Origin of the sequence: Elioraea rosea (assembly GCF_007644105.1) — a bacterium.
Taxonomy (GTDB): Bacteria; Pseudomonadota; Alphaproteobacteria; order Acetobacterales; family Acetobacteraceae; genus Elioraea_A; species Elioraea_A rosea.
In genome coordinates this window covers 70,949-91,262 of the sequence record NZ_VFAC01000015.1, presented here as the reverse complement: position 1 = coordinate 91,262, position 20,314 = coordinate 70,949, and the positions used below count along the sequence as shown (strand labels likewise).

At 68.8% G+C, this 20,314-nt stretch carries 22 protein-coding genes and 1 tRNA gene; 9 read left to right on the top strand and 14 right to left on the bottom strand.

The features are described 5' to 3' along the window. Window positions 1-167: 167 nt before the first annotated feature. Window positions 168-1,112, bottom strand: a complete 945-nt coding sequence (locus FIF60_RS11455) for a septal ring lytic transglycosylase RlpA family protein (RefSeq protein ID WP_144186213.1) — start codon at window positions 1,110-1,112, stop codon at window positions 168-170. Beyond that, a complete protein-coding gene (locus FIF60_RS11450) occupies window positions 1,109-2,098 on the bottom strand; it encodes a lytic murein transglycosylase (RefSeq protein WP_204251171.1) in 990 nt (329 codons plus the stop codon). Before FIF60_RS11450 ends, FIF60_RS11455 begins: the two co-directional genes overlap by 4 nt. 149 nt (window positions 2,099-2,247) lie before the next feature. Between FIF60_RS11450 and FIF60_RS11445 the strand changes: the two genes are divergently transcribed. After that, window positions 2,248-3,648: an MmgE/PrpD family protein gene (locus FIF60_RS11445; protein ID WP_144186212.1), complete on the top strand. Its 1,401-nt coding sequence runs from the start codon at window positions 2,248-2,250 to the stop codon at window positions 3,646-3,648. Window positions 3,649-3,666: 18 nt separating this feature from the next. Here the strand turns inward: FIF60_RS11445 and lexA are convergent, their stop codons facing one another. The 3 genes from lexA to FIF60_RS11430 form a co-directional block, all read right to left on the bottom strand. Next, window positions 3,667-4,389 (bottom strand): transcriptional repressor LexA, encoded by a 723-nt coding sequence (gene lexA, locus FIF60_RS11440; protein ID WP_144186211.1) that lies wholly within the window; start codon window positions 4,387-4,389, stop codon window positions 3,667-3,669. A gap of 129 nt (window positions 4,390-4,518) precedes the next feature. After that, window positions 4,519-4,884 (bottom strand): hypothetical protein, encoded by a 366-nt coding sequence (locus FIF60_RS11435; protein WP_144186210.1) that lies wholly within the window; start codon window positions 4,882-4,884, stop codon window positions 4,519-4,521. Window positions 4,885-4,944: 60 nt separating this feature from the next. Beyond that, window positions 4,945-6,546 (bottom strand): bifunctional metallophosphatase/5'-nucleotidase, encoded by a 1,602-nt coding sequence (locus FIF60_RS11430; protein ID WP_144186209.1) that lies wholly within the window; start codon window positions 6,544-6,546, stop codon window positions 4,945-4,947. Window positions 6,547-6,632: 86 nt separating this feature from the next. Between FIF60_RS11430 and FIF60_RS11425 the strand changes: the two genes are divergently transcribed. Continuing rightward, window positions 6,633-6,722: transfer RNA gene (locus FIF60_RS11425), tRNA-Ser, on the top strand. 404 nt (window positions 6,723-7,126) lie between these two features. On the opposite strand, the gene FIF60_RS11420 is transcribed toward FIF60_RS11425, so the two are convergent. After that, window positions 7,127-7,990 carry a hypothetical protein gene (locus tag FIF60_RS11420; RefSeq protein WP_144186208.1) on the bottom strand — a complete coding sequence of 288 codons (864 nt, stop codon included), beginning with the start codon at window positions 7,988-7,990 and terminating at the stop codon, window positions 7,127-7,129. A 284-nt stretch (window positions 7,991-8,274) separates the two neighbouring features. Here FIF60_RS11420 and FIF60_RS11415 point away from each other — a divergent pair, with 284 nt between their 5' ends. Together FIF60_RS11415 and FIF60_RS11410 are read left to right on the top strand one after the other, a co-directional pair. After that, window positions 8,275-9,093, top strand: coding sequence for a carbon-nitrogen hydrolase family protein (locus FIF60_RS11415; RefSeq protein ID WP_144186207.1), 819 nt, complete (start codon window positions 8,275-8,277; stop codon window positions 9,091-9,093). A gap of 94 nt (window positions 9,094-9,187) precedes the next feature. Continuing rightward, complete coding sequence (locus tag FIF60_RS11410) at window positions 9,188-10,027, top strand: transporter substrate-binding domain-containing protein (protein WP_144186206.1); 840 nt, start codon at window positions 9,188-9,190, stop codon at window positions 10,025-10,027. Between the two features lie 16 nt (window positions 10,028-10,043). Here FIF60_RS11410 and FIF60_RS11405 read toward each other — a convergent pair whose 3' ends face one another. After that, window positions 10,044-10,505, bottom strand: a complete 462-nt coding sequence (locus FIF60_RS11405; protein ID WP_144186205.1) for an AAC(3)-I family aminoglycoside N-acetyltransferase — start codon at window positions 10,503-10,505, stop codon at window positions 10,044-10,046. Continuing rightward, a complete protein-coding gene (locus FIF60_RS11400; protein WP_144186204.1) occupies window positions 10,502-10,891 on the bottom strand; it encodes a DUF488 domain-containing protein in 390 nt (129 codons plus the stop codon). The genes FIF60_RS11405 and FIF60_RS11400 overlap by 4 nt, the downstream gene beginning before the upstream one ends. Before the next feature lie 100 nt (window positions 10,892-10,991). Between FIF60_RS11400 and FIF60_RS11395 the strand changes: the two genes are divergently transcribed. Continuing rightward, window positions 10,992-11,396: a DUF2177 family protein gene (locus FIF60_RS11395; RefSeq protein ID WP_144186203.1), complete on the top strand. Its 405-nt coding sequence runs from the start codon at window positions 10,992-10,994 to the stop codon at window positions 11,394-11,396. Here the strand turns inward: FIF60_RS11395 and FIF60_RS11390 are convergent, their stop codons facing one another. Beyond that, a complete protein-coding gene (locus FIF60_RS11390; RefSeq protein WP_144186202.1) occupies window positions 11,397-12,287 on the bottom strand; it encodes a helix-turn-helix domain-containing protein in 891 nt (296 codons plus the stop codon). It abuts the gene before it with no gap. Window positions 12,288-12,553: 266 nt separating this feature from the next. On the opposite strand from FIF60_RS11390, the gene FIF60_RS11385 reads away from it, so the two are divergent. Further along, on the top strand, window positions 12,554-12,898 hold the full coding sequence (locus tag FIF60_RS11385; RefSeq protein WP_144186201.1) for a hypothetical protein: 345 nt from the start codon (window positions 12,554-12,556) through the stop codon (window positions 12,896-12,898). A gap of 336 nt (window positions 12,899-13,234) precedes the next feature. After that, on the top strand, window positions 13,235-14,026 hold the full coding sequence (locus tag FIF60_RS11380; protein WP_144186200.1) for a DUF2189 domain-containing protein: 792 nt from the start codon (window positions 13,235-13,237) through the stop codon (window positions 14,024-14,026). 22 nt (window positions 14,027-14,048) lie between these two features. Here the strand turns inward: FIF60_RS11380 and FIF60_RS11375 are convergent, their stop codons facing one another. The 5 genes from FIF60_RS11375 to FIF60_RS11355 form a co-directional block, all read right to left on the bottom strand. Further along, window positions 14,049-14,426 (bottom strand): cytochrome C oxidase subunit IV family protein, encoded by a 378-nt coding sequence (locus FIF60_RS11375; RefSeq protein ID WP_144186199.1) that lies wholly within the window; start codon window positions 14,424-14,426, stop codon window positions 14,049-14,051. Window positions 14,427-14,435: 9 nt separating this feature from the next. Then, a complete protein-coding gene (locus tag FIF60_RS11370) occupies window positions 14,436-15,158 on the bottom strand; it encodes a heme-copper oxidase subunit III family protein (RefSeq protein WP_144186198.1) in 723 nt (240 codons plus the stop codon). Window positions 15,159-15,169: 11 nt separating this feature from the next. Continuing rightward, window positions 15,170-15,838 carry a cytochrome c oxidase subunit 3 gene (locus FIF60_RS11365; protein ID WP_144186197.1) on the bottom strand — a complete coding sequence of 223 codons (669 nt, stop codon included), beginning with the start codon at window positions 15,836-15,838 and terminating at the stop codon, window positions 15,170-15,172. After that, window positions 15,835-17,622 carry a cbb3-type cytochrome c oxidase subunit I gene (locus FIF60_RS11360; RefSeq protein WP_144186196.1) on the bottom strand — a complete coding sequence of 596 codons (1,788 nt, stop codon included), beginning with the start codon at window positions 17,620-17,622 and terminating at the stop codon, window positions 15,835-15,837. The genes FIF60_RS11365 and FIF60_RS11360 overlap by 4 nt, the downstream gene beginning before the upstream one ends. Before the next feature lie 61 nt (window positions 17,623-17,683). Next, window positions 17,684-18,484, bottom strand: coding sequence for a cytochrome c oxidase subunit II (locus FIF60_RS11355; RefSeq protein ID WP_144186195.1), 801 nt, complete (start codon window positions 18,482-18,484; stop codon window positions 17,684-17,686). Between the two features lie 370 nt (window positions 18,485-18,854). Here FIF60_RS11355 and FIF60_RS11350 point away from each other — a divergent pair, with 370 nt between their 5' ends. Continuing rightward, window positions 18,855-19,838 (top strand): tripartite tricarboxylate transporter substrate binding protein, encoded by a 984-nt coding sequence (locus tag FIF60_RS11350; protein ID WP_158639174.1) that lies wholly within the window; start codon window positions 18,855-18,857, stop codon window positions 19,836-19,838. After that, a complete protein-coding gene (locus FIF60_RS11345) occupies window positions 19,835-20,314 on the top strand; it encodes a tripartite tricarboxylate transporter TctB family protein (RefSeq protein WP_158639173.1) in 480 nt (159 codons plus the stop codon). Before FIF60_RS11350 ends, FIF60_RS11345 begins: the two co-directional genes overlap by 4 nt.

The window sequence follows — 20,314 nt, the reverse complement described above, 5'->3', positions numbered from 1 at the left end:
CGCCTGCTGCCTCTGGCCCCGCTGCGGCTGGCCGCGCCCCTGCTGCGGCCGCTGCGCCTGCGCGAGCGCGGGGCCCGCGAGCGCAACGGATGCCGCGCCGAGCAGGAGGCGCCGCGTCGTCCCGCCCCTCTCCGACCTGTCCTTGGCCATGGCCCTCTCCCTCGCGATCAATCGACGACGATGCGCGCATCGGCAGCGCCGGCGCGCACGCTCGCGGCAAGCAGCCTGTCCGCTTCCGCAACGTTCCGTGCAGGACCCACCCGCACACGCCAGAGCGGCCTGCCGTTCATCAGCACCTGCGAGGTGCTGGTGGGGCCGACGGCCGCGAGCCGCGCGCGCATCCGCTCGGCGTTCTGCGCGCTGCCGAAGGCGCCCGCCTGCACCCACAGCATCCCTGGGTTCGCGTAGCTCTGCTGAAGCGTGGCGGGAAGCTGCTCGGTGCGGATCGAGGCGAGCTGCACAGGCGAGGAGGGCGGCGGCGAAGGCAAAGGGGCGGCGTTGCGCGGGGCGGTCGTGGCGCGCGCGCCAGGCGGCGGCGCGAGCGTCTCGGCCTGCACGCTCGCACGCGGCGCGGCGGCGATGGGGATGCGCTCGCTCTCTGCGAGCGGCGTGCGCGTCCGAGCCTCGGCAGCGACCGTCCTGCTCTCCGCCGGAACGACCTGCACGCGCACCTGCGCGGTGCCGTTGGCGGGAATGGCGAGAACGCGCGCGGCCTGCGGCGTAAGCCCGATCAGCCGACCGGGCACGCCCGGGCCCCGGTCGTTGATGCGGACAAGGACAGACCGGCCGTTCTCGAGATTCGTCACGCGCGCGATCGCCGGAAGCTGCAGCGTCGGGTGCTGGGCCAGGAGCTTGTTCGGATCGGCTGCCTCGCCATTGGCCGTGCGCGCGCCTCGCCCGGGGCGGACGACCATGGCGAGCCCGCTCTCGTCATACTCGTAGTCCTCGCGCGGGGCGTGCCAGACCCCGCCTGCCTGGTAGGGCTCGCCGACGAGGAAGCTCCCCTCGCCGCCTCGCCCCGCCCCGCCCGCGCTCTTGCCGAGCTGCGCAAGGAACCCCGTCTCGGCGCAGGCCCCGAGAAGCAGGGCGGCGAGAACGAGCCCGGCCCTCATCCGCCCACGAGGTCGGAGAGGAGGCCGACGGCGAGCACGTAGTAGGTGCTGTTGTTGTAGCGGCGAACCGACTGGGCGTTGGCGAAGAGGACGAAGGCCTGGCCGTCGGCACCGTCCGGTGCTGCGATCGCGGCCGGCATCTCGCCGCGCGGCAGGGGCGCCCCATCTGCCCGCCGCACGCCGGCAGAGGCCCAGGAGGAGAGCGGCCGCATCGTCCTGCCATCGGCCGAGGCGATGGCGAAGCCGGGCGGAAGCCGCGCCTCGAACCCCCAGGGCTCGGCCGGCTTCCACGAGCCTGCCCTCTGCAGGTAGTTGCCGATCGAGCCGAGCGCATCCGCCCGGCTGTCCCAGATGTCGCGCCGCCCGTCCCCGTCGAAATCCACCGCATAGGAGAGGAAGGAGCTCGGCATGAACTGCGGCTGGCCCATCGCGCCTGCCCAGCTTCCGAGCATGCGCGGATGGGCGATGTGGCCCTGGTCGAGGATGCGCAGCGAGTTGAGCAGTTCGCCGCGGAAGAAGCTGCTGCGGCGCCCGTCATAGGCGAGCGTCGCGAGCGCCTGCACGACGGGGTAGCTGCCGGTCGTCGCGCCGTAGTTCGTCTCGATGCCCCAGATCGCCGTGATCGCGCGCGACGAGACGCCGAAGCGCGTCTCGACGGCAGAGAGAAGCGTGCGGTTCTCGGCATAGGCCTTGCGCCCGTTGCCGATGCGCGGCTCAGCCACGACCCTGTCGCGGTACTGCGCCCAAGTCAGCGTGCCCTCTGGCTGGCGCCGGTCGAGCTCGATGATGCGCGGGATCGGCGCGATGCCCGAGAGCGCGCGGCTTAACGTCTCGGCCGAGATCCCCTTGCCGCGCGCCTCCGTTCGAAGCTCGGCGAGCCAACGGTCGAAGGGCTGCGCGTTTGCCTCTGCCCGCCGGGCAAGCAGGGGGGAGGCTGCCAGCGCGGCCGGCAGCAGGGCGGCGAGGGTGCGTCGAGTCGCGGTCATACCTTCCTGTCTGCCACTCCGCCGTGTGGTTCTCAACGCACGCTTGGGTCAGGGCGCAGGCTTCTTTCGCCCTGGCCGGGCCCTGGCCGGGGCGGCGGCGCTCGGCTAGAACCCTCGGGACACGGCAAGCACAACGAGGGAGAGGGACGATGCGCCCCATCACAGCGGAATTCGCCTCCTGGGCGGCCCAGGTCGAGCTCGGCTCCCTCCCCGCGCCCGTCATCGCCCGCACCAAGGCGCTGGTGCTCGATCTCGTCGGCAACATCGTCCGCGCCCGGCATGACGCCGAAAGCACCCCTGCCCTGCTCGCGGCCGTGCGCGGCCTCGGCCTCTGCGGCGGCACCGCTGCCGTGTTCGGCGACGCGGCACGCTATACCCCTGCGGGCGCGGCGCTCGTCAATGGCGCGCTCGCCCACAGCCTCGATTTCGACGACACCCACGCGGCCGGAAGCCTGCACCCCGGCGCGCCGGTGATCCCCGCCGCCCTTGCCGCCGCCGAGATCGCAGGGGCGACGGGGGCGGAGCTCATCGCCGGAATCGTCGCCGGCTACGAGGCGACGAACCGTATCGCCCTCGCGCTTCCCGCCGGCGCCCATTACGACCGCGGCTTCCACCCCACAGCCACCTGCGGCGCCTTCGGCGGCGCTGTTGCCGCTTCTCGCGTGTTCGGGCTCGACGCGAAGGGGATCGAGGACGCGCTCGGCATCGCTCTGAGCCAGGCGTCGGGAAGCCTCCAGTTCCTCGCCAACGGCGCCTGGACGAAGCGCTTCCAGGTTGGCTGGAGCGCGATGGCCGGGCTGACGGCGGCGATGCTCGCGCGCGAGGGGTTCCGCGGTGCCGCGCAGGCGCTCGAGGGCAAGCACGGCTTCCTCCGCGCCTACGCTCCCTCTCCGAGCCCCGACCGCGTGCTCGAGGATCTCGGCACCGTGTTCGAGCTGATGCACACGGCGGTGAAGCCCTACCCCTCGTGCCGCTACGGCCATGCCGCGATCGATGCCGCCATCGCGCTTCGCGCAGAGCACGGGCTGAAGGCGGACGAGATCACCAAGGTCACGGTGCACCTGCCGGCCAAGGGCATGCTGCTGATCGGCGAGCCGGCGGCGAAGAAGGCAGAGCCCGCGAACGTGGTCGACGGCCAGTTCTCCGGGCCCTTCGTCGTCGCCTCCGCGCTCGCGACGGGCGCGATGGGCTGGGAGAGCTACGCGCTTCTCGAGGATGCGACGGTGCGCGCGCTCGCCCGACGCGTCGCCTGCATCCAGGACAACGAGATCGAGGCCGAGTTCCCGAAGAACATGAGCGGGCGCACGACCGTGGAGACCGCCCGCGGCACCTTCACCAGGAAGGTCGTGGTGCCGAAGGGCGAGCCTGACAACTTCCTGTCGGATGCGGAGCTCGCGGCGAAGTTCCACGGCCTCGCCGATGCGATCCTCTCCCGGCCCAAGGCGGAGCAGCTTGCCGAGGCGATCCTCGCGCTCGAGCAGGCGAAGGACGTCACGGCGATGACGCGCCTCGCCGGGCCGGTGAACGCGGTGCGGCTCGCCGGCGAATAGGCCGCGCGCGGCCGTGCGTCAGGCCTGCGCGTCGAACCGTCGGAACAGGCCGACGAGCCGGCCCTGGATCCGCACCCGGTCAGCCGGGATGATGCGCGGCTGGTAGGCGGGATTGCTGCTCTCGAGAGCAACCACGTCCTTGCGCCGCCGGAGGCGCTTCAGCGTCACCTCGAACTCGTCGATCAGCGCGACGACGATCGCGCCGTTCGGCGCGTCCTGCGCGCTCTTGATGAGCACGAGGTCGCCATCGTGGATGCCGTCGCCGGTCATCGAATCGCCGGAGACGACGAGAGCGAAATGATCACCCGTGCCCAGGTACTCCGGCGAGATGGGCACCTCCGCATCCGAGGTGTCGACGGCCTCGATCGGCTGGCCCGCCGCGATCCGCCCGAGGATCGGAACCGAGCCTGCGGGTCGCGCGGGCGGAGCCTCCGCCCGGCGAGAGAAGGCGGTGACGTTGCCGCCGCTCTCTGCGACCAGAACCGGCTCGCCACGGCGGGCGCCGGCGCGGCGTCCAGGGGCCAGGTAGTCCGGCAGCCGGACCACCTCGACGGCCCGCGCCCGGTGCGCGTGGCGGCGGATGAAGCCGCGCTCCTCGAGCGCCGTCACCAGCCTGTGGATGCCCGATTTCGAGCGGAGATTCAGCGCCTCCTTCATCTCCTCGAAGGAGGGAGAGGTGCCGGTCTCGCTGCAATGGGCGGCAATGAACGAGAGCAGCTCGTGCTGCTTGCGCGTGAGCATGGCGAGACCCTTCCCCAACGTCAGGCCCGGCTGGGCCTTCGGAACAAATCAGGAACCCGCTTATCCGCAAGATCCGCGTCGCGTCAAGCGCGCAACGATGGCTTCAGCACCGGGGAGGCCGGAACGGCGTCAGAACGGGGTGCGGGTGGCGCGCGGGTCGGCGATGTCGACGTAGCCGCGCTGCACGCAACGCTCGAGCGCCTCGAAGGCAAGCCGGGCCTCGTCGAAGGCGACGCGGAGCCGCGACAGGCGCGAGACCTCCTCCGCCGTCACCTCCCCGCGGTTCTCGCGCCCGAGCGTCAACGCGCAGGCGAGATAGTCCGCCCGCAGACGCGCGACGACGGTGGCGAGGCGCAGGAACCCATCGCGCGTGATCTCGGGGATGCGCTGGCCGATGACCGCGCGATTGGCCTCGCGCACGCCGTGCTCGACCTCGTCGAGCAGGCGCTTCTGCGCTCGGAACCAGCCAGGGTCGGTCTCGGCGATCGGCGGCATCGGCATCCCTCCGCATGCCAGGATGCGCGGCAGACTTTGCCGAAGCGTTAAGTGCGCCCGCTACTGCCTCGCGATGCGGCCATCCCTCGCCACCGACACGGGCTGGCGGGCAGCGACCCAGTCCGCCACGACATCCTCGATGTTCGGCCCCGTGTCGTACGTCTCGCGCGCCCCGTCGCGCAGCGAGACATAGCCGTCGCCGCCCTGGCGCATGAAGTTGTTGGTCACCACGCCATAGAGGCGCGCGGGGTCCAGCGCCGAGGCAGCGCCGGCTTCATCGGGTACCGTCACGGAGACGACGCGCCGGCCAGGCGGCGCGGCGGGGTCCCACCGCACGCGCAGGCCCGCAACCTGCGGGAAGCGCCCTGCCCCGCTCTCTGCCGCGGAGAAGCCGTTCTCGAGCGCGGCAAGCAGGTCGGCCCCGGAAAGCCGGAACGTCGCAAGCGTGTTCGAGAAGGGCAGCACGGTGAGCAGATCGCCGAGGCTGATCTCGCCTGCGGGAAGCCCAGCGCGCAGCCCGCCGCCGTTCTGCAGGGCGATGGTGGCACCGGCGGGGCGTGCGGCGGCAAGCATCGCTTCGGCAACGAGAGTGCCGAGCGCGCATTCCTCCTGCCTGCACGTCTCGTTCGAGAGAACGGCCGCAGAGGTGCCGATCACCCGCGCGCGCAACGCCTCGAGCGGGCGGGAAAGCTCTGCGACGAGCGCCTCGACGGCAGGGTCTCGCGCATCGCCGAAGGTGAGCGGCAGGCTGTCGCCGCGCGCATCGAGCAGCCTTCCTTCGGCGTCGAGATCGAGGTCGAGCCGGCCGAGGAAGCGGTTGTTCGCGCCCGACTGCACGACCGGCACGGCGGCTCCGCCAGGGCCCATCACCGGGGCGGGATAGCGGGCGAGCGCCGAAGCCTCGGTGTTGGACAGAAGCGTGTGGCTGTGCCCGCCGATCACGGCCGAGAGCCCGGCGACGCTCCCCGCGATCACCCTGTCCTGCGAGAAGCCGACATGGGTGAGCGCGAGCACGATTCTCGCCCCTGCCGCGCGCGCCTCCTCCGCCGCCCGGGCGAGGGCGCGCAGCTCGTTGCCGAAGCGGATGCGTGGGCCCGGCGAGGAGATTCGCGGCGTGTCGGCCGTTACGGCGCCGATGACGGCGATGTCTGCGCCGAGCATCGCCCAGGGCTTCACCAGGCCCGCGAGCTCCGGCTCCTCGCCCGCATCGAGGTTCGCCGCGAGAACCGGGAACGAGGCGGCGCGGACGAAGCGTGCGATGGTGGCAGGCCCATGGTCGAACTCGTGGTTGCCGAGCGTCATGGCGTCGTAGCCGATCGCTTCCATCACGCGCCGTTCGGCCTCGCCGCGCCAATGGCTGTAGAACAGGCTCCCCATGAACTGGTCGCCCGCATCGACCACGAGGACGCGCCGCCCCGCATCCTCGGCTACCCTGCGCTCGCTCGCGACGGCCGCTGCAAGCCTCGCGCTACCGCCGAGGCAGGCGCCAGAGGTTTCGTCCACGCTCCTGCAGGCCCCGCCGAGGCGATTGACCGGGTCGTGCCTGGCATGGACGTCGTTCGTGTGCAGGATGGTCAGCCGCCGCGCGGCCTGGGCGCGAAGGAGGCGCGGTGCGGCAAGGGCGGGCAGCGAGGCAAGGAGCGAGCGTCGGGCGAGGCGCATGGGCAACAGTTAGGCGCGCCACGGGCTCGATTTCCACCGTGAAGCGGTGACGCGGCGGCGATGTCGTGGCATCAGGGGCCTGACCCGGAGGGGTGGCCGAGTGGTTTAAGGCACCGGTCTTGAAAACCGGCGTGCCGGCAACGGCACCGTGGGTTCGAATCCCACCCCCTCCGCCACATGCTCCGGCGGCGTGCTTCGCCCCCACGGGCATTCTGATGAGCGGGCGCGCCGGCGCGCACTTGGTGGTCCGAATCCCCCCTCCGCCAGCGAGTTCATGATTTCCACGAGTTACCGTCGGGTCTGGCGAGGGGCCGAGAATCGGTCCACAGGACAGACGCGCGCAAGGCCGCAACGCGCGCCGCGGCAGCGCATGCGCGTCAGCAGCCGCCGCCGGGACTACCGCCGCGTTTGCCTAGTCGGCTATCGTCTTCCGGACGAACAGCGCCAGGCGGTTGCGAACACTCCCGGGGCGCCAATCGAGGCGCCGGGCCAGTATCGCTGATCTGAACTCTCCGACCAGCATCATGGATCGGCGCCACGCCGAAGGCCCAAGCGAGCCCAGCGAACCGCGATCCTGGTTCTACTGACGAGTGAAGACGAGAGAGCTCAGGAACTCCGAGGCAACTGCTTCCAGCCGGCCGCTGCGCCTCCGCGCATCCGGATCGCCGGCCATGTAGCGCTCGCTGAATGACGCGACTGCGCCATCGCCACGGCCAGAGAGGCAGTAGCGACGGCGGTCTTCGACCCGAAGGATCGTGCCGGGGGGCAGCGACGGATGGGACCGCTCCTCCCACGAAACGTGTACTGGAATGCACTGTGTGCCTGAAACATCGGGGCCAATGCTCACGTTGGTCATCCGTGACCGCGGGCCACCGCTAAGAGGAAGGAGCGGATCGGACGTCCGTTGCTCTGAGCGCCCCGCTGCTGCCGCGACATCGGCCTCCAGCGCGCGGCGCAGGGACTGCATGCTGCGCAGCTCATCTCCAAACCTTTCCGCCGGCAGAAGGCCGCCATACGCGGCGATGGTGTGGAAGCGCTGGGCCAAGCTCCGGTCCCGCCCCATGCGCGCCAGTTCTTCGACATCCAAGGCTTCGCCGATGAACCAAGTCTTCCCACCGAGGTCAACCCGGCACCAGCCAGATCCCGGGAGCGTCAAGGTGAAGCCTTCAAAGCGCTGGATCGAGTCGTCCTGCGCGATATAACGGCCTTTCTTCGTCACGCATTCCGCTTCGAGCCGCGCGCCGACGGCTTCTGTCGGGTCCCGTCCGGCATGCTTCTGCTGCTCACCGGTGCTGGGCGTCGATGTGGCACATGAGGCCGTAGCGAGCACGAAGCCGAGATAGACGAGAAGCGGCGTCCGCATTCCTTTTCGCCCGTCCAAACGAATAACCGGCAGCGTAACGTTATTCTTAATACCAAGGAACGTGGCATCATGCTTTGACATGCCTCATGTCCTCTGCCGGCGATGTCGCAGCCGGCAGGAAACAGGCGTCTGAGCAGGCCAGCGACGGTTCGCATCCGGGTGCACCCCCTCCGCCAACACACCCGGCGCGCACTTGCCCGTCGGGTCCAAGTACCCGATGCGCTTTCACGTACTCGCCGTGTGCGGTCCACCCGATGCCTGCGTCTCATCACCGGCCCTCTCCGCCCGGCAAGGCTGGATGGCGCGGTAAATGCGTGGCCTGATGAGACCAACCATCAGGGCAATGTCGGTGCGAGGAGATCGAGATGCGGGTTGCGGCGGTGCAGATGACCAGCGGTTCGGACGTGGCGGAGAACGTTAGCCGCGCCTGCCTCGAGATCGCGACAGCCGCGACCGAGCACGGTGCGGAACTCGTCGTGCTGCCTGAGTTCTTCAACACCCTCTATTTCGCGCAGTACCAGGACAAGGCCCATTTCGCCCTCGCCGAACCGGAGGACGGGCACGCATTGACGAAGGTCAGGGAGACGGCACGGCGGAATAACGTTGCGGTGATCGCGACGATTTACGAGATGGCCGGGCCCGGCCTCTACTTCGACACCGCCTTCCATATCGATCCGGCAGGAGAGATCATCTTCCGCTACCGAAAGGTCCATCCCGCGGCGGTGCTGAGCCTCGAGAAGCTCTATTTCCGATACGGCGCGAGGTTCGACACCTACCGCATGGGCGATTGGCGCATCGGGATCGGCATCTGCTACGACATGGCCTTCCCTGAAACCGCGCGTTCGCTTGCCGTGAACGGGGCCGAACTGCTCGTTGCGCCCTACGCCACGTCGCGCACCAGCATGTTCCAGGAAGTGCTGCGCACCCGCGCCTTCGAGAACGGCTGCTGCCTCATCGCGGCGAACAAGGTGGGCCGCGAAGGCGGCTGGACCTTCGGCGGCCACAGCCTGATCTCCGACCCCACGGGCAAGGTGCTTGCCTCGGCCGATGGTGAGGCCGAGACAATCATCGCTGCTGACATTTCGCGGGATTCGGTCATCCGCGCGCGAATCGACTTTCCCTCGCGGCGCGACAGGCGGCCAGAGCTCTATGGGGCGATCACGGCCGACGTTCCGGGCGCCTGATCTGGATGCATCAGCGAGCGCGTCGCCTGCCCTGTTGTCATTGCCTCACCGTTCCCGTCTGATGCGCGGACAACGTTCAGGGAGACAGGATTCGATGCGTATCTGGCATGGCGTCTGCGTCGGCTTGCTTCTCGTCACCTCGGCCGCGGCCCAGACCGCGCCGGCGCCAGCGCCCCTGACGAGTGCGCTCGACGGCACCTTTGCCCCGCATGCGATGCCGAAGCTCGGCGGCGGCATCGAAGGCTTCAATGTCGATCTCGCGGAGGAGATAGGCCGCCGTCTCGGCCGGCCCGTGACCATCGATGCGCTCGGCTTCGCAGGGCTTATCCCCGCCCTGAATGCGGGGCGATACGACTTCATCGCAGCGCCGACGACAGTGACGGCGCAACGGTCGGAGAACCTGCTGTTCAGCGAGCCCTACCTCAACACCAACATGCAGTTCGTCGTGCTCCGCGGCACGACGCTGACCGAGCTCGAGCAGCTTCGCGGGCAGACGATCTCGGTCAACAAGGGGTCGCTCTACGACACCTGGGCGCAGCAGAACGCGCAGCGCTACGGCTTCCGCGTCAACACCTTCGACACCCAGTCCGACGCGATCCAGGACGTGATCGCCCGCCGGTCCTTCGCCAACCTCGCGGGCAATACCGCGCTTGCCTTCGCGGTGCGTCGGCTGCCGGCGCTGCAGCTCGCGCTCGAGCTCGAGACCGGGCAGTACTGGTCTATCCCCGTGCGTCGCGACAATCGCGAGCTGCGTGACCAGATCGACTGGGCGATCGAGTGCATGAAGCGCGACGGCGCGATCGCGCGCATCTACGAGAAGTGGTTCGGCATCGCGCCGCGGCCGGGCACCGCACCGGTCACCATCTTTCCGGGTCGCGGCACGCCTGGCTTCGACGGCTTCGACCCGACACCGCAGAACCGCCCCTGCGGCTGAACTCCGCGGCCGCTCCTCATCGCGGGGGGATGTCGAAATGCAGCACATCCTCCCGCACGCCGAGCTTCGTGTAGAGCGCGATCGCCGGCTCGTCCCCATGGTCGGCCTGGACGAAGATCACCCACGCGCCGCGCGCGTCGGCGATTCCCTTCAGCGATTCGATCAGCGCCGTGGCCACGCCCTTCCGGCGATGCGCCTCGGCGACAGCGAGATCGTAGATGTAGATCTCGCTTCTCTCGCGCTCGAACTTGCGAAGCTCGTAGGCGGCGAGCCCACCGATCATTGTGCCCCCGGAGAAGGCGGCGAGCGCGATGAAGCCGCGCTCGGCCAGGCGCTCCTCGAGATAGGCGTCGGACGGCGGGGCTCCGCCATAGGTCTCGGTATCACCGAACGCCTCGCCGAACAGGGCCAGCATGCCGCGCATCGCTGCAGCGTCGCCCGGGCCCAAGGCGCGAACATCGAAGCCGCGCGCAGTCATGCCGCGACCATTGCGCCACGCTCGACGAGAAGCGCCCGCAGCACGGAGCGGTGGCAGCGCGCCTCCTCCTCGCAATAGCAGCCGATGGAGAACTGGGCTCCGCGCGACAGCGCTGCGAGGAGTTCGAGGAGGCGGGACGGCGTTGCGGCCGCCATCTCCGCACGGTAGGCGCGCATGAACGCCGCCCATTCGCCGTCCGTCCGTGCCGAGCGGGCCTTCGCGACCAGCTCGGCGCTCGGGGCAAGGTCGGGAAGCCACACGTCGTACCAGTTTTCGGCGGCGTATCGATCCTTACGTACGCCCCGCGGCGGACGACGCACAGCGCCGATGCGCGTGCCCTCCCCCGCCTGTCTCGGGGAACCGAGCCTGACGATGCGGATCGTCATCCTTATGCTCCTGCAGGTGCTGACGGAGCAGCCTAGCACGACGGCCTACCCGATCCCGGCGTGGCGGCAACCTTCCGCCGATCGCCGCGTTGGCGCTGGCATGACACGAACCCATCTCATCGCTTGGCTCGGCGCCGTCATTCCGTTCCTTGCCATCGATCTGGTATGGCTCGGCGTCGTCGCACGCGACTTCTATGCGGGGCAGCTCGGCGCACTGATGGCGCCGAAGCCGCGCTGGGGCGTGGCGCTTGGCTTCTACGCGGCCTATTGCGCCGGGATCGTCCTGTTCGCGGTTCTGCCGGGGCTCGCGGCAGAGAGCATCTGGCGGTCGGTTCTGCTCGGCTCGGCGCTCGGCCTCCTCGCCTACGGCACCTACGACATGACGAACCTCGCAACGCTGCGCGACTGGCCCGTCCTGATGACCGTTGTCGACATCGCCTGGGGCACACTGCTCACTGGAACCGTGGCCGGTCTGTCGCATCTCGCCGTCAGGCAGTTCGGGTGATCAGCGACGCCGGTCGGCCCGCCATCGCCCGGGACTCGTGCCGACGAGGCGTGTGAAGGCGGTCGTGAACTGGGCCTGGCTTCCGAAGCCGCTTTCGAACGCGACCTGTGCGAGGCTCAGCTCGGTCTGGGCAATCAGGCGCTGCGCCCTGGCGATCCGCTTCTGCGTGACGTAGCGATACGGCGGCAGGCCCGTCGCGGCGCGGAAGGCCCGGGCGAAATGGTAGGGGCTCAGCCCGGCGGCCTCGGCGATGTCGGCAAGGCCGATGTCGTCGGCGAGGTGCGCCTCGATGAAGTCGAGCGCACGGCGAAGCCGGCGCGGCGCCAGCGCCGAGGCATCCGGCTGGACGGCGGCGAAGCCGGCGATCCGAAGCAGGCGCGCCGCAAGCGTTGCCGCCATGCCATCCGCGAGAAGGCGCGCGACGGGATCATCGCGAACCGCCTCGGCCCAGAAGGCATCGAGGAGGCATTCGATGCCTTTGTCGCGCAGCATCAACGTATCGACGAGAGGCTCGATGGCGGAGGCGCCTGGAGCGCCTGCGGCCGCGACCAACGCATGCAGCCGCGCAGCGTCGATTGCCAGGACCCGCACGCGGTAGGGCGCGAGCACATCGACCGGAATGGCGAGATCGGGAGGGGCGAGGCTGAAGCTCCCGGCAGGCTTCGTGCCTTCCTGCCATCGTCCGCCGATCTGGCGGCGGAGCGGTGCCCCGCCGCTCAGCGACTGGGTAATGCGCCACTCGCTCACCGCCGGGATGAGCGAGGAATGCGGCGACTGGCTTGCACGGACGAGCGTGATGCCGCTCTGGGCAAAGCCTCGATGCTGCTGGCGAAAGCCCGGGAAGTGCGCCCGGTAGAACGAGGCGAATCCTGGCAGGCGGCGTGGGTTCATCGACGTGGCCGCCTTCGGCCCGCCCGCTTGGCATCGCGCATTGCTCAGCTCCCGATCGTGTTCGGGGCATGGTTCGCCTGCCGCGCCGTTTGGGTTTCGCCTGCGGCAGCGGGTTCTGCTGCGCGTTCTGCGCACGTAACCTTTTGGCCCAGCCGGCGCAAGAAAACGGAATAGCTCCGCAAGATCCCGGAAGAAGCACCACGGCCAGCCGACGCCAGATACCGCGGCGCCCGGACCATGCCGGGCATCACCGAAGGAACATCTCGATGAAGCGACTGCTTTCCACGACGCTGTGCCTCGCCGCGCTGGCAGCACCTGCCTTGGCCGCCGAACGCAAGCAGGAGGTGACGATCGACCGGGGATCGGCGATGGATCAGGTGTCGGGACTGATCGTGCAGGGCAACTCGATCGTCCTCGTCTACGGCCCCCCGGGGATGGGCGCGTCGAACCAGGCCGTGCGCGTGACCCCCGATGGCATGCGTCTCCGTGTCGTGTACGACACGGTCGGCAATCTCGGCATCAACACCGCGGGGCTGCAGCCCGCCATGATGCTTGGCCCGAGCGGCGGTGCATTCCCGGTCTACAACATGGGTGGCCAGGGCGCGAACTGACGTCCTGCCCCGCCTGGGGCATGCGCCTGTGGCCCCGTGCATCGCGCGGCCGCGCTCTTGTCCCAGGCCTGCCAATCGCTGGCATGGAGGCGTACCGAACCGCCCCGTCGGTACGCCTTCGGCCCGTTCCGTGCCGGCGGAGCGTTCACGAAAACATGTGCCGGGCCGGTTGATGACGCGTGCGGTGCCCGCGCGCGATATGCGATACTTAGCCGACCTGGAGGCGCCATCGGCTGCCTCGAGTGAAGGCACCGTCGTTCGCCTCCGGCCGGTTCCTGCCGCGCGGGCAGCGCTGCGCGTGCAGGGCGCATGCAACGCGCAGCCAGGAGGCGGAGGATGGCGCAGACATCCTATATGTCCGGTACCGAGCGGGCCCATCCCGACCCCGTCGTGCGACGCATCGGCATCGCGGATCTCAAGGCCGCACTGGCCAAGGGCTACCAGGATTTCTCGGAGACGCCGACGCAGCTCGTCTTCCTCTGCGTCATCTATCCCCTCGTGGGGCTGGTCGCGGCGCGTGCCGCCTCGGGCGGCGCGCTCCTTCCGCTTCTCTACCCGCTCGTCGCTGGCCTGTCGCTGATGGGACCTGTGGCGGCGCTCGGCATCTACGAGCTCAGCCGGCGGCGCGAACAGGGCCTGACATCGTCATGGCTGAATGCCTTCGACGTTCTCCGCTCGCCAGCGATCGGGTCGATCGCAGCGCTCGGCCTCGTGCTTGCGGGGCTGTTCGTGCTCTGGCTGTTCGCCGCGCAGGCCGTCTATCGCGCCACGCTCGGCTACGCACTGCCCGACAGCTTCTGGGACCTCATCGGGCTCGTGCTGACGACCGCTGCGGGATGGAAGCTCATCCTCTGGGGAAACCTGGTCGGATTCTTCTTCGCCGTCGCGGTGCTCATGCTCACGGTCGTGTCGTTCCCGCTGCTGCTCGATAGGGATGTCGGCATCGTGACGGCGGTGCGCACCTCCATCCGCGCCGTGCTCGCCAACCCGGTTCCGATGGCGGCCTGGGGCATCATCGTCGCCGTGCTCCTCGCCTTGGGCTCGCTGCCGCTCTTCGTCGGGCTCGCTGTGGTGATGCCGATCCTCGGGCACGCGACCTGGCATCTCTACCGCGCCGTCGTCGCCTGAACGCCGGCGCGGGCGGCGGTGCTCAGCCTCCGTCCGCGCTGAAATAGCTCAGCCTGAGCAGGTGCACGTAGTCGCTCTCGAACACCATGATGGCGACGAACACGAGAACGGCGATTGGCGGAAGCAGCACCGCGTAGGCAAGCGCGAGCCGCTCCCACTGCATGTGCATGAAGACCGCCACGATGAGCCCCGCCTTCAGCATCATGAAGATCAGGATCAGCGTCCATCGCAGCAGGCCCTGGAGGTGGAAGAAGTCGACGAGGTAGGAGAAAAGGCTGAGTACGAAAAGCCAGCCCCAGACGACGAGATAAACCCGGATCGGGTGCGCCTGACCCTCCTCGTGCACCACCGTCGCCGATCGTGCCTCGTGGCCGTGCTGGTGCGTCGCCGCGTGCGCCATGGCCGCCTCCTACCAGAGATAGAACAGTGCGAAGATGAAGACCCAGACGAGATCGACGAAATGCCAGTAGAGCCCCGTGATCTCGACGATCTCGTACCGGCCTGATCGGCTCGTGAAGAAGCCCCGCCGCCCGCTGTCGTAGTCGCCACGCCAGACCTTGCGCGCGACGATCAGCAGGAAGATCACCCCGATCGTCACGTGCGTTCCGTGGAAGCCCGTGATCATGAAGAAGGCCGAGCCGAACTGCGCCGCCCCCCATGGGTTGCCCCAGGGGCGGACACCCTCTGAGATGAGCTTCGACCATTCGAACGCCTGCATGCCGACGAAGGTCGCGCCGAACAGGGCGGTGACGATCATCAGCGTCGCGGTGAGCCTGCGGTCGCGCCGATAGGCCGCGTTCACCGCCATCGCCATCGTGCCGCTCGAGGAGATCAGGACGAACGTCATGATCGCGATCAGGATCAGCGGCATGTGCGTGCCGAAGATCTCGAGCGCGAACACCTCCGACGCGTTCGGCCAGGGTTCCGTCGTCGACATCCGCATCGTCATGTAGCCGAGCAGGAAACAGCCGAAGACGAAGGTGTCGCTGAGCAGGAAGATCCACATCATCGCCTTGCCCCAGGACACGCCCTTGAAGACGCGCTGGTCGGCCGCCCAGTCGAGAACGAAGCCGTGCAGCCCGCCGGGACGCGGCGGCGCGGCGTTCTGTGCGTGCGGTGCGATGGCTTCCATCGGCGCCTCCCTCAGCCGTGCAGCATGAGGCCGAACAGGACGAGCCACGCGACGAGCAGGAAATGCCAGTACGTGGCGCAGAGAGCGAGCGGATCGCGCGCGGCTTCGGGCTCTCGCCGCAGGGCGCCCACCGTGACGGCGGCGAGCGCGATCATGCCGCCTGCGACATGCAGGGCGTGCACCCCCGTGAGCAGGTAGAAGAAGGACACATCCGGGCTTGCCGCCACGCCCTGGCCGGCGGCGATCATCGCGCGCCAGGCGAGCGCCTGGCCGCCAAGGAACAGTAGCGCGAGCAACCAGGAAGCGGCGAGCGCCGCCTGCATCCCGCCCCGCGGGCCCTCTCCCGCCGCGCGCTGTGCGAGATGCAGCGCGATGCTTCCTGCAGCGAGGATCGCCGTCGTCACCCACAGGATATGTGGCAGATGCAGCCCGTGCCGCCAGTCATGCCCCATGTGCCGGCGCATCAGCCAGGCGCTGATGAAGAGCGTGAACAGCGCGCCGGCAACCGCGATGATAATCCAGAGCGCGAGCGTCGCCGGTGCCAGGGTCGAGGGGCCCGTGCCTGGAAGCACACCCTCCGGCCCCGCCTCGAGCCACGGCTTGGCGAGCAGCCTCTGGCGCGACAGGAACACGGCGACGACCGAGCCGACGATCGCGAGATAGATGATGATCGCCGTCACCGGTGCTCTCCCGTCGCCGCGGTGTCGGAGGGTGGAACCGTCTGCGGGATGAAGTCCTCGGCCGCTCCCGGAACGTTGTAGTCGTACGCCCAGCGATGCACGACCGGAAGCGTATCGCCCCAGTTGCCATGGCCAGGCGGTGTCTCCGGGGTCTGCCATTCGAGCGAGGCGGCGCGCCAGGGGTTCGGCCCCGAGGGCCTGCCATGGCGGATCGACCAGGCGAGGTTGAACAGGAACAGCATCTGCGCCGCACCCACGATCAGCGCGACGATCGTGATGAAGGCATTCAGCGTCGCCGCACTTTCGGGGATGAAGGAGGTCGGGCCGAGCTCGTGATAGCGGCGCGGCACGCCGATCAGCCCGAGATAGTGCATCGGGAAGAAGATGAGGTAGGCGCCGAGGAAGCTGACCCAGAAATGGATCTGGCCCATCGCCTCGTTCAGCATCCGGCCCGTGATCTTCGGATACCAGTGGTAGATCGCCCCGAAGATCACGAAGATCGGCGCGACCCCCATCACCATGTGGAAATGCGCCACGACGAACATGGTGTCGGAGAGCGGAACGTCCACCACTACGTTGCCGAGGAAGAGGCCGGTCAGGCCGCCATTGACGAAGGTCACGATGAAGGCGAGCGCGAACAGCATCGGCACGGTGAGGTGGATGTCGCCGCGCCAGAGCGTCAGAAGCCAGTTGTAGACCTTGATGGCCGTCGGAACCGCGATGATCAGCGTCGTCGTCGCGAAGAAGAACCCGAACCACGGGTTCATGCCGCTGACATACATGTGGTGCGCCCAGACGATGAAGCTGAGCGCGCCGATGATGACGATCGCCCAGACCATCATCCGGTATCCGAAGATGTTCCGCCGCGCATGCACGCTGATCAGGTCCGAGACGATGCCGAAGGCCGGCAGCGCGACGATGTAGACCTCGGGGTGGCCGAAGAACCAGAACAGGTGCTGGAAGAGTAGCGGGCTGCCGCCCTCGTGTTTGGCGAGCTCTCCCATCTCCACGAGTGCCGGCATGAAGAAGCTCGTGCCGAGCAGCATGTCGAACAGCATCATCACGGCCGAGACGAAGAGCGCGGGGAAGGCGAGAAGCGCCATTACGGTCGCGGTGAAGATGCCCCAGACCGTCAGCGGCATGCGCATCAGCGTCATGCCGCGCGCGCGCGCCTGCAGGACGGTGATGACGTAGTTCAGCCCGCCCATCGTGAAGCCGATGATGAACAGGATGAGCGACACGAGCATCAGGATGATGCCCGAGCCGGTCCCGCCAGGCGTGCCCGACAGGATCGCCTGCGGCGGATAGAGCGTCCACCCCGCCCCGGTCGGCCCGCCGGGGGCGAAGAAGCTCGCCACCAAGACGAGCACGGCGAGCAGGTAGATCCAGTAGCTCAGCATGTTCATGTAGGGGAACACCATGTCCCGCGCGCCGACCATCAGCGGGATCAGGTAGTTGCCGAAGCCGCCGAGGAAGAGCGCGGTGAGCAGGTACACCACCATGATCATCCCGTGCATCGTGATGAACTGATAGTATTCCGCCGGCGTGATGAAATCGAAGGTGCCGGGGAAGCCGAGCTGTAGCCGCATCAGCCACGACAGCACCAGCGCGACGAGGCCGATGGCCGTCGCCGTGGTCGCGTACTGGATGCCGATGATCTTGGCGTCCTGCGAGAACACCCATCTCGTGATCCACGACTTCGCGTGGTAGAGCTCGACATCCTCCACCTCCGCCGGTGGAACCCGGTCGGGGAAGCCGTTCAGGGGGCTCGACGCCGTCGTCATCGGCCAGCCCTTCCGTAGCCGGTACGAGTGCCTCGCGCTCTGTCGCGCATTGCTTCCTCCCTTACCGTGCGGCAGCGACGCGCCGCGTCCCGCCCGCCTGCGCGGCGAGCCAGGCCCGATACTCCTCCTCCTCGACGATGACGACGCCGCCGCGCATCACGGCATGGCCGAGACCGCACAGCTCGGCGCAGACGGCGGTGAACTGCCCGGTGCGCGTTGGCGTGAACCAGAAATACGTCACCATGCCCGGCACCATGTCCATCTTGGCGCGGAACTCGGGGACGTAGAAATTGTGCAGAACGTCGATCGCGCGCAGCCGCACGCGCACAGGCTTGCCGATCGGCAGGTGCAGGTCATCGTTCTCGACGACGATGTCGTCCGCCCCTGCAGGGTCGTTGGGGTCGACGCCGAGCGGATTCTCGGGCCCGACAAGCCGCACGTCGACGCGGCCGAGCACGCCGTCCGGCCCGGGCAGCCTGTAGTTCCACAGCCATTGCCGACCGACGACCTCCACCTCGGTCGCTTCCGCCGGAACGGTGATGAACTGGTTCCAGACGATCAGCCCGGGCGCGAGAAGCGCGGCGACGCCGAGCGTGGTCGCCCCGGTCAGCCACAGCTCGAGGCGGCGATTCTCGGGCTCGAAGCTCGCCCTGTGGCCCGGCCGCGCCCTGTAGGTCCAGACGCACCAGGCCATGAACAGGATGATCGCGGTGAAGACGATCCCGGTGATCCAGAAGGTGACGATCAGCGTGTCGTCGATGTAGCCCCAGTTCGAAGCAATCGGCGTCCACCACCACGGGCTCAGGAAGTGAAAGGCGACGGAGCCGACGGCGACGAGGACGAGAACGGCGGCGACGATCATGGCCCCGCTCCGCGAGGCCCGTGCCATGCCGCAGTGCACAAGTGGGGGAGTTCGCGTGGCCAGGGCGGCCACGTGGCCCAAGCAGCTGCCGAGATCGCCCACGTCGTTCCCATACCGTCTCCGTTTCCCGGAACGGAAGCCGTAGCTTCCAGAGGGATTACGCAGAGGAGGCGCGTCGTCGCATTCGACAAGACTACTGACGGGACACTGTGTCCGCCGGGGGCCGTTTGCGTCAAGCATCATCCGCATCCCGGCGCAATCGCGGATGGGCTTCTGCACCGGCAGGAAGCGCGGCATGATCGGCCAGACTCGCCGCCGGAAAGGGATGGCGGCAGCGCGGCCCGAACGGCCGCGACGAAACGGGAGGACGATGATGGCCAGGACCTTCACCGGCGCGCTGCGCCGCCGCACCCTTCTCGCGTCCGCACCGCTGCTCGCGGCGCCCGCCGCGCTGCGCGCGCAGGAGCGCTTTCCGTCCCGTCCCATCGAGGTGGTCACCCATGCGGGCGTTGGCGGCGGAACCGACATCACGGCCCGGATGATGATGGTGCAGGCGCCGGCGGAGTTCGGGCAGGAACTCGTCGTCGTCAACCGCGTCGGCGGAAGCGGTGCGGCAGCACTCGCCTACGCCGCCTCGAAGCCGCGCGACGGCCACACCCTCATCCTCGTCACGCAGACACATCTTCTCACCATCATGCGCGGCCGCGCGCAGGGCATCGCCTATGACGACATCGTCGGTGTCGCACGCGCGACGGAGGACCCTCAGGTCCTGATGGTCGGCAAGGCAAGCCCGCACAAGACCGCGCAGGCCTTCCTCGCCGCGGCGAAGGAGCAGAAGCTGAAGTTCGGCACGACGCAGGTCGGCGGCGTCGACCATCTCGCGGTCTTCGGCTTCGCGAGGCAAGCCGGCATCCAGCAGCCGACGATCGTGCCCTTCCGCGGCGGCGGCGACATCGCGATCAACCTCGTCAGCGGCAACATCGACGCCGCGCTCCTGAACCCGTCCGAACCCGAGGCGCAGATCCGCGCGGGCGACGTGATCCCGCTTCTCACGCTGCACGAGGAGAGGATCGCGACGCTGCCGAACGTGCCGACGGCGAAGGAGGTCGGCTTCACCTCAGTGCACGCGACCGTGCGCGGCTTCGCCGTGCTCAAGGGGGTGCCGGAGGACAGGCTCGCGATCCTCGAGGAGAAGCTCGTCAAGTCGATGTCGAGCCCGCTCTACCGGAACTATCTCGACAGCACCGGGCAGGCACGCAGCTCCGTCGCCGGACGGACCGTGTGGCAGGCGCAGCTCGATGCCTTCAACGCCGAGGGGCGCGAGGCACTCGCCGCGCTCGGCGTCGCGCGGTGAGGCCACCGCCAGGCCCCCGCCCGCGGCACCCCGACACGACGGTCGCCGCCGTCATCCTCGTGGTGGCGGCGGCGGCCTTCGCCGCGACACTCGGCTTCGACACCATTCCCGCATCACTCATGGAAGGGATGGGGCCGGAACGGTTCCCGCAGCTCGTTATCGCCGTCATGGCGGGGCTTGCGCTCCTTCTCCTGTGGCGCTCGCGCGGCAGGACGGCCGAGCCCCTGCCCCGCATTCCGCCGATGGCCTATGCGACGGTGCTCCTGCTTGCCGCCACCGTGTTCGTTCTTCCCTGGCTCGGCGTGGTGCCGACGATGACGGTTGCGATGTTCGCGCTCGGCTGGCTCTGGGGCGAGCGGCGCGTGTGGCTCCTGCTCCCTGTCACGCTGCTGTTCGCCGCCGGCGTGCAGGCCCTGTTCGTGCGCACGCTCGGCATCACGCTGCCTGTCGGGCCGTTCGGCTTCCTGCTCGGCTGA

What these genes read in the sequence shown, in the direction of transcription:
- FIF60_RS11350 (WP_158639174.1), top strand. Translation starts at nt 18,855, where the DNA reads ATGATGGCCAGGACCTTCACCGGCGCGCTGCGCCGCCGCACCCTTCTC.
- FIF60_RS11370 (WP_144186198.1), bottom strand. Translation starts at nt 15,158, where the DNA reads ATGGAAGCCATCGCACCGCACGCACAGAACGCCGCGCCGCCGCGTCCC.
- FIF60_RS11355 (WP_144186195.1), bottom strand. Translation starts at nt 18,484, where the DNA reads ATGATCGTCGCCGCCGTTCTCGTCCTCGTCGCCGTCGGCTCCGTCGCC.
- FIF60_RS11415 (WP_144186207.1), top strand. Translation starts at nt 8,275, where the DNA reads ATGCGGGTTGCGGCGGTGCAGATGACCAGCGGTTCGGACGTGGCGGAG.
- FIF60_RS11360 (WP_144186196.1), bottom strand. Translation starts at nt 17,622, where the DNA reads ATGACGACGGCGTCGAGCCCCCTGAACGGCTTCCCCGACCGGGTTCCA.
- lexA (WP_144186211.1), bottom strand. Translation starts at nt 4,389, where the DNA reads ATGCTCACGCGCAAGCAGCACGAGCTGCTCTCGTTCATTGCCGCCCAT.
- FIF60_RS11455 (WP_144186213.1), bottom strand. Translation starts at nt 1,112, where the DNA reads ATGAGGGCCGGGCTCGTTCTCGCCGCCCTGCTTCTCGGGGCCTGCGCC.
- FIF60_RS11375 (WP_144186199.1), bottom strand. Translation starts at nt 14,426, where the DNA reads ATGGCGCACGCGGCGACGCACCAGCACGGCCACGAGGCACGATCGGCG.
- FIF60_RS11450 (WP_204251171.1), bottom strand. Translation starts at nt 2,098, where the DNA reads ATGACCGCGACTCGACGCACCCTCGCCGCCCTGCTGCCGGCCGCGCTG.
- FIF60_RS11405 (WP_144186205.1), bottom strand. Translation starts at nt 10,505, where the DNA reads ATGACTGCGCGCGGCTTCGATGTTCGCGCCTTGGGCCCGGGCGACGCT.
- FIF60_RS11410 (WP_144186206.1), top strand. Translation starts at nt 9,188, where the DNA reads ATGCGTATCTGGCATGGCGTCTGCGTCGGCTTGCTTCTCGTCACCTCG.
- FIF60_RS11445 (WP_144186212.1), top strand. Translation starts at nt 2,248, where the DNA reads ATGCGCCCCATCACAGCGGAATTCGCCTCCTGGGCGGCCCAGGTCGAG.
- FIF60_RS11395 (WP_144186203.1), top strand. Translation starts at nt 10,992, where the DNA reads ATGACACGAACCCATCTCATCGCTTGGCTCGGCGCCGTCATTCCGTTC.
- FIF60_RS11385 (WP_144186201.1), top strand. Translation starts at nt 12,554, where the DNA reads ATGAAGCGACTGCTTTCCACGACGCTGTGCCTCGCCGCGCTGGCAGCA.
- FIF60_RS11435 (WP_144186210.1), bottom strand. Translation starts at nt 4,884, where the DNA reads ATGCCGCCGATCGCCGAGACCGACCCTGGCTGGTTCCGAGCGCAGAAG.
- FIF60_RS11420 (WP_144186208.1), bottom strand. Translation starts at nt 7,990, where the DNA reads ATGTCAAAGCATGATGCCACGTTCCTTGGTATTAAGAATAACGTTACG.
- FIF60_RS11390 (WP_144186202.1), bottom strand. Translation starts at nt 12,287, where the DNA reads ATGAACCCACGCCGCCTGCCAGGATTCGCCTCGTTCTACCGGGCGCAC.
- FIF60_RS11430 (WP_144186209.1), bottom strand. Translation starts at nt 6,546, where the DNA reads ATGCGCCTCGCCCGACGCTCGCTCCTTGCCTCGCTGCCCGCCCTTGCC.
- FIF60_RS11400 (WP_144186204.1), bottom strand. Translation starts at nt 10,891, where the DNA reads ATGACGATCCGCATCGTCAGGCTCGGTTCCCCGAGACAGGCGGGGGAG.
- FIF60_RS11380 (WP_144186200.1), top strand. Translation starts at nt 13,235, where the DNA reads ATGGCGCAGACATCCTATATGTCCGGTACCGAGCGGGCCCATCCCGAC.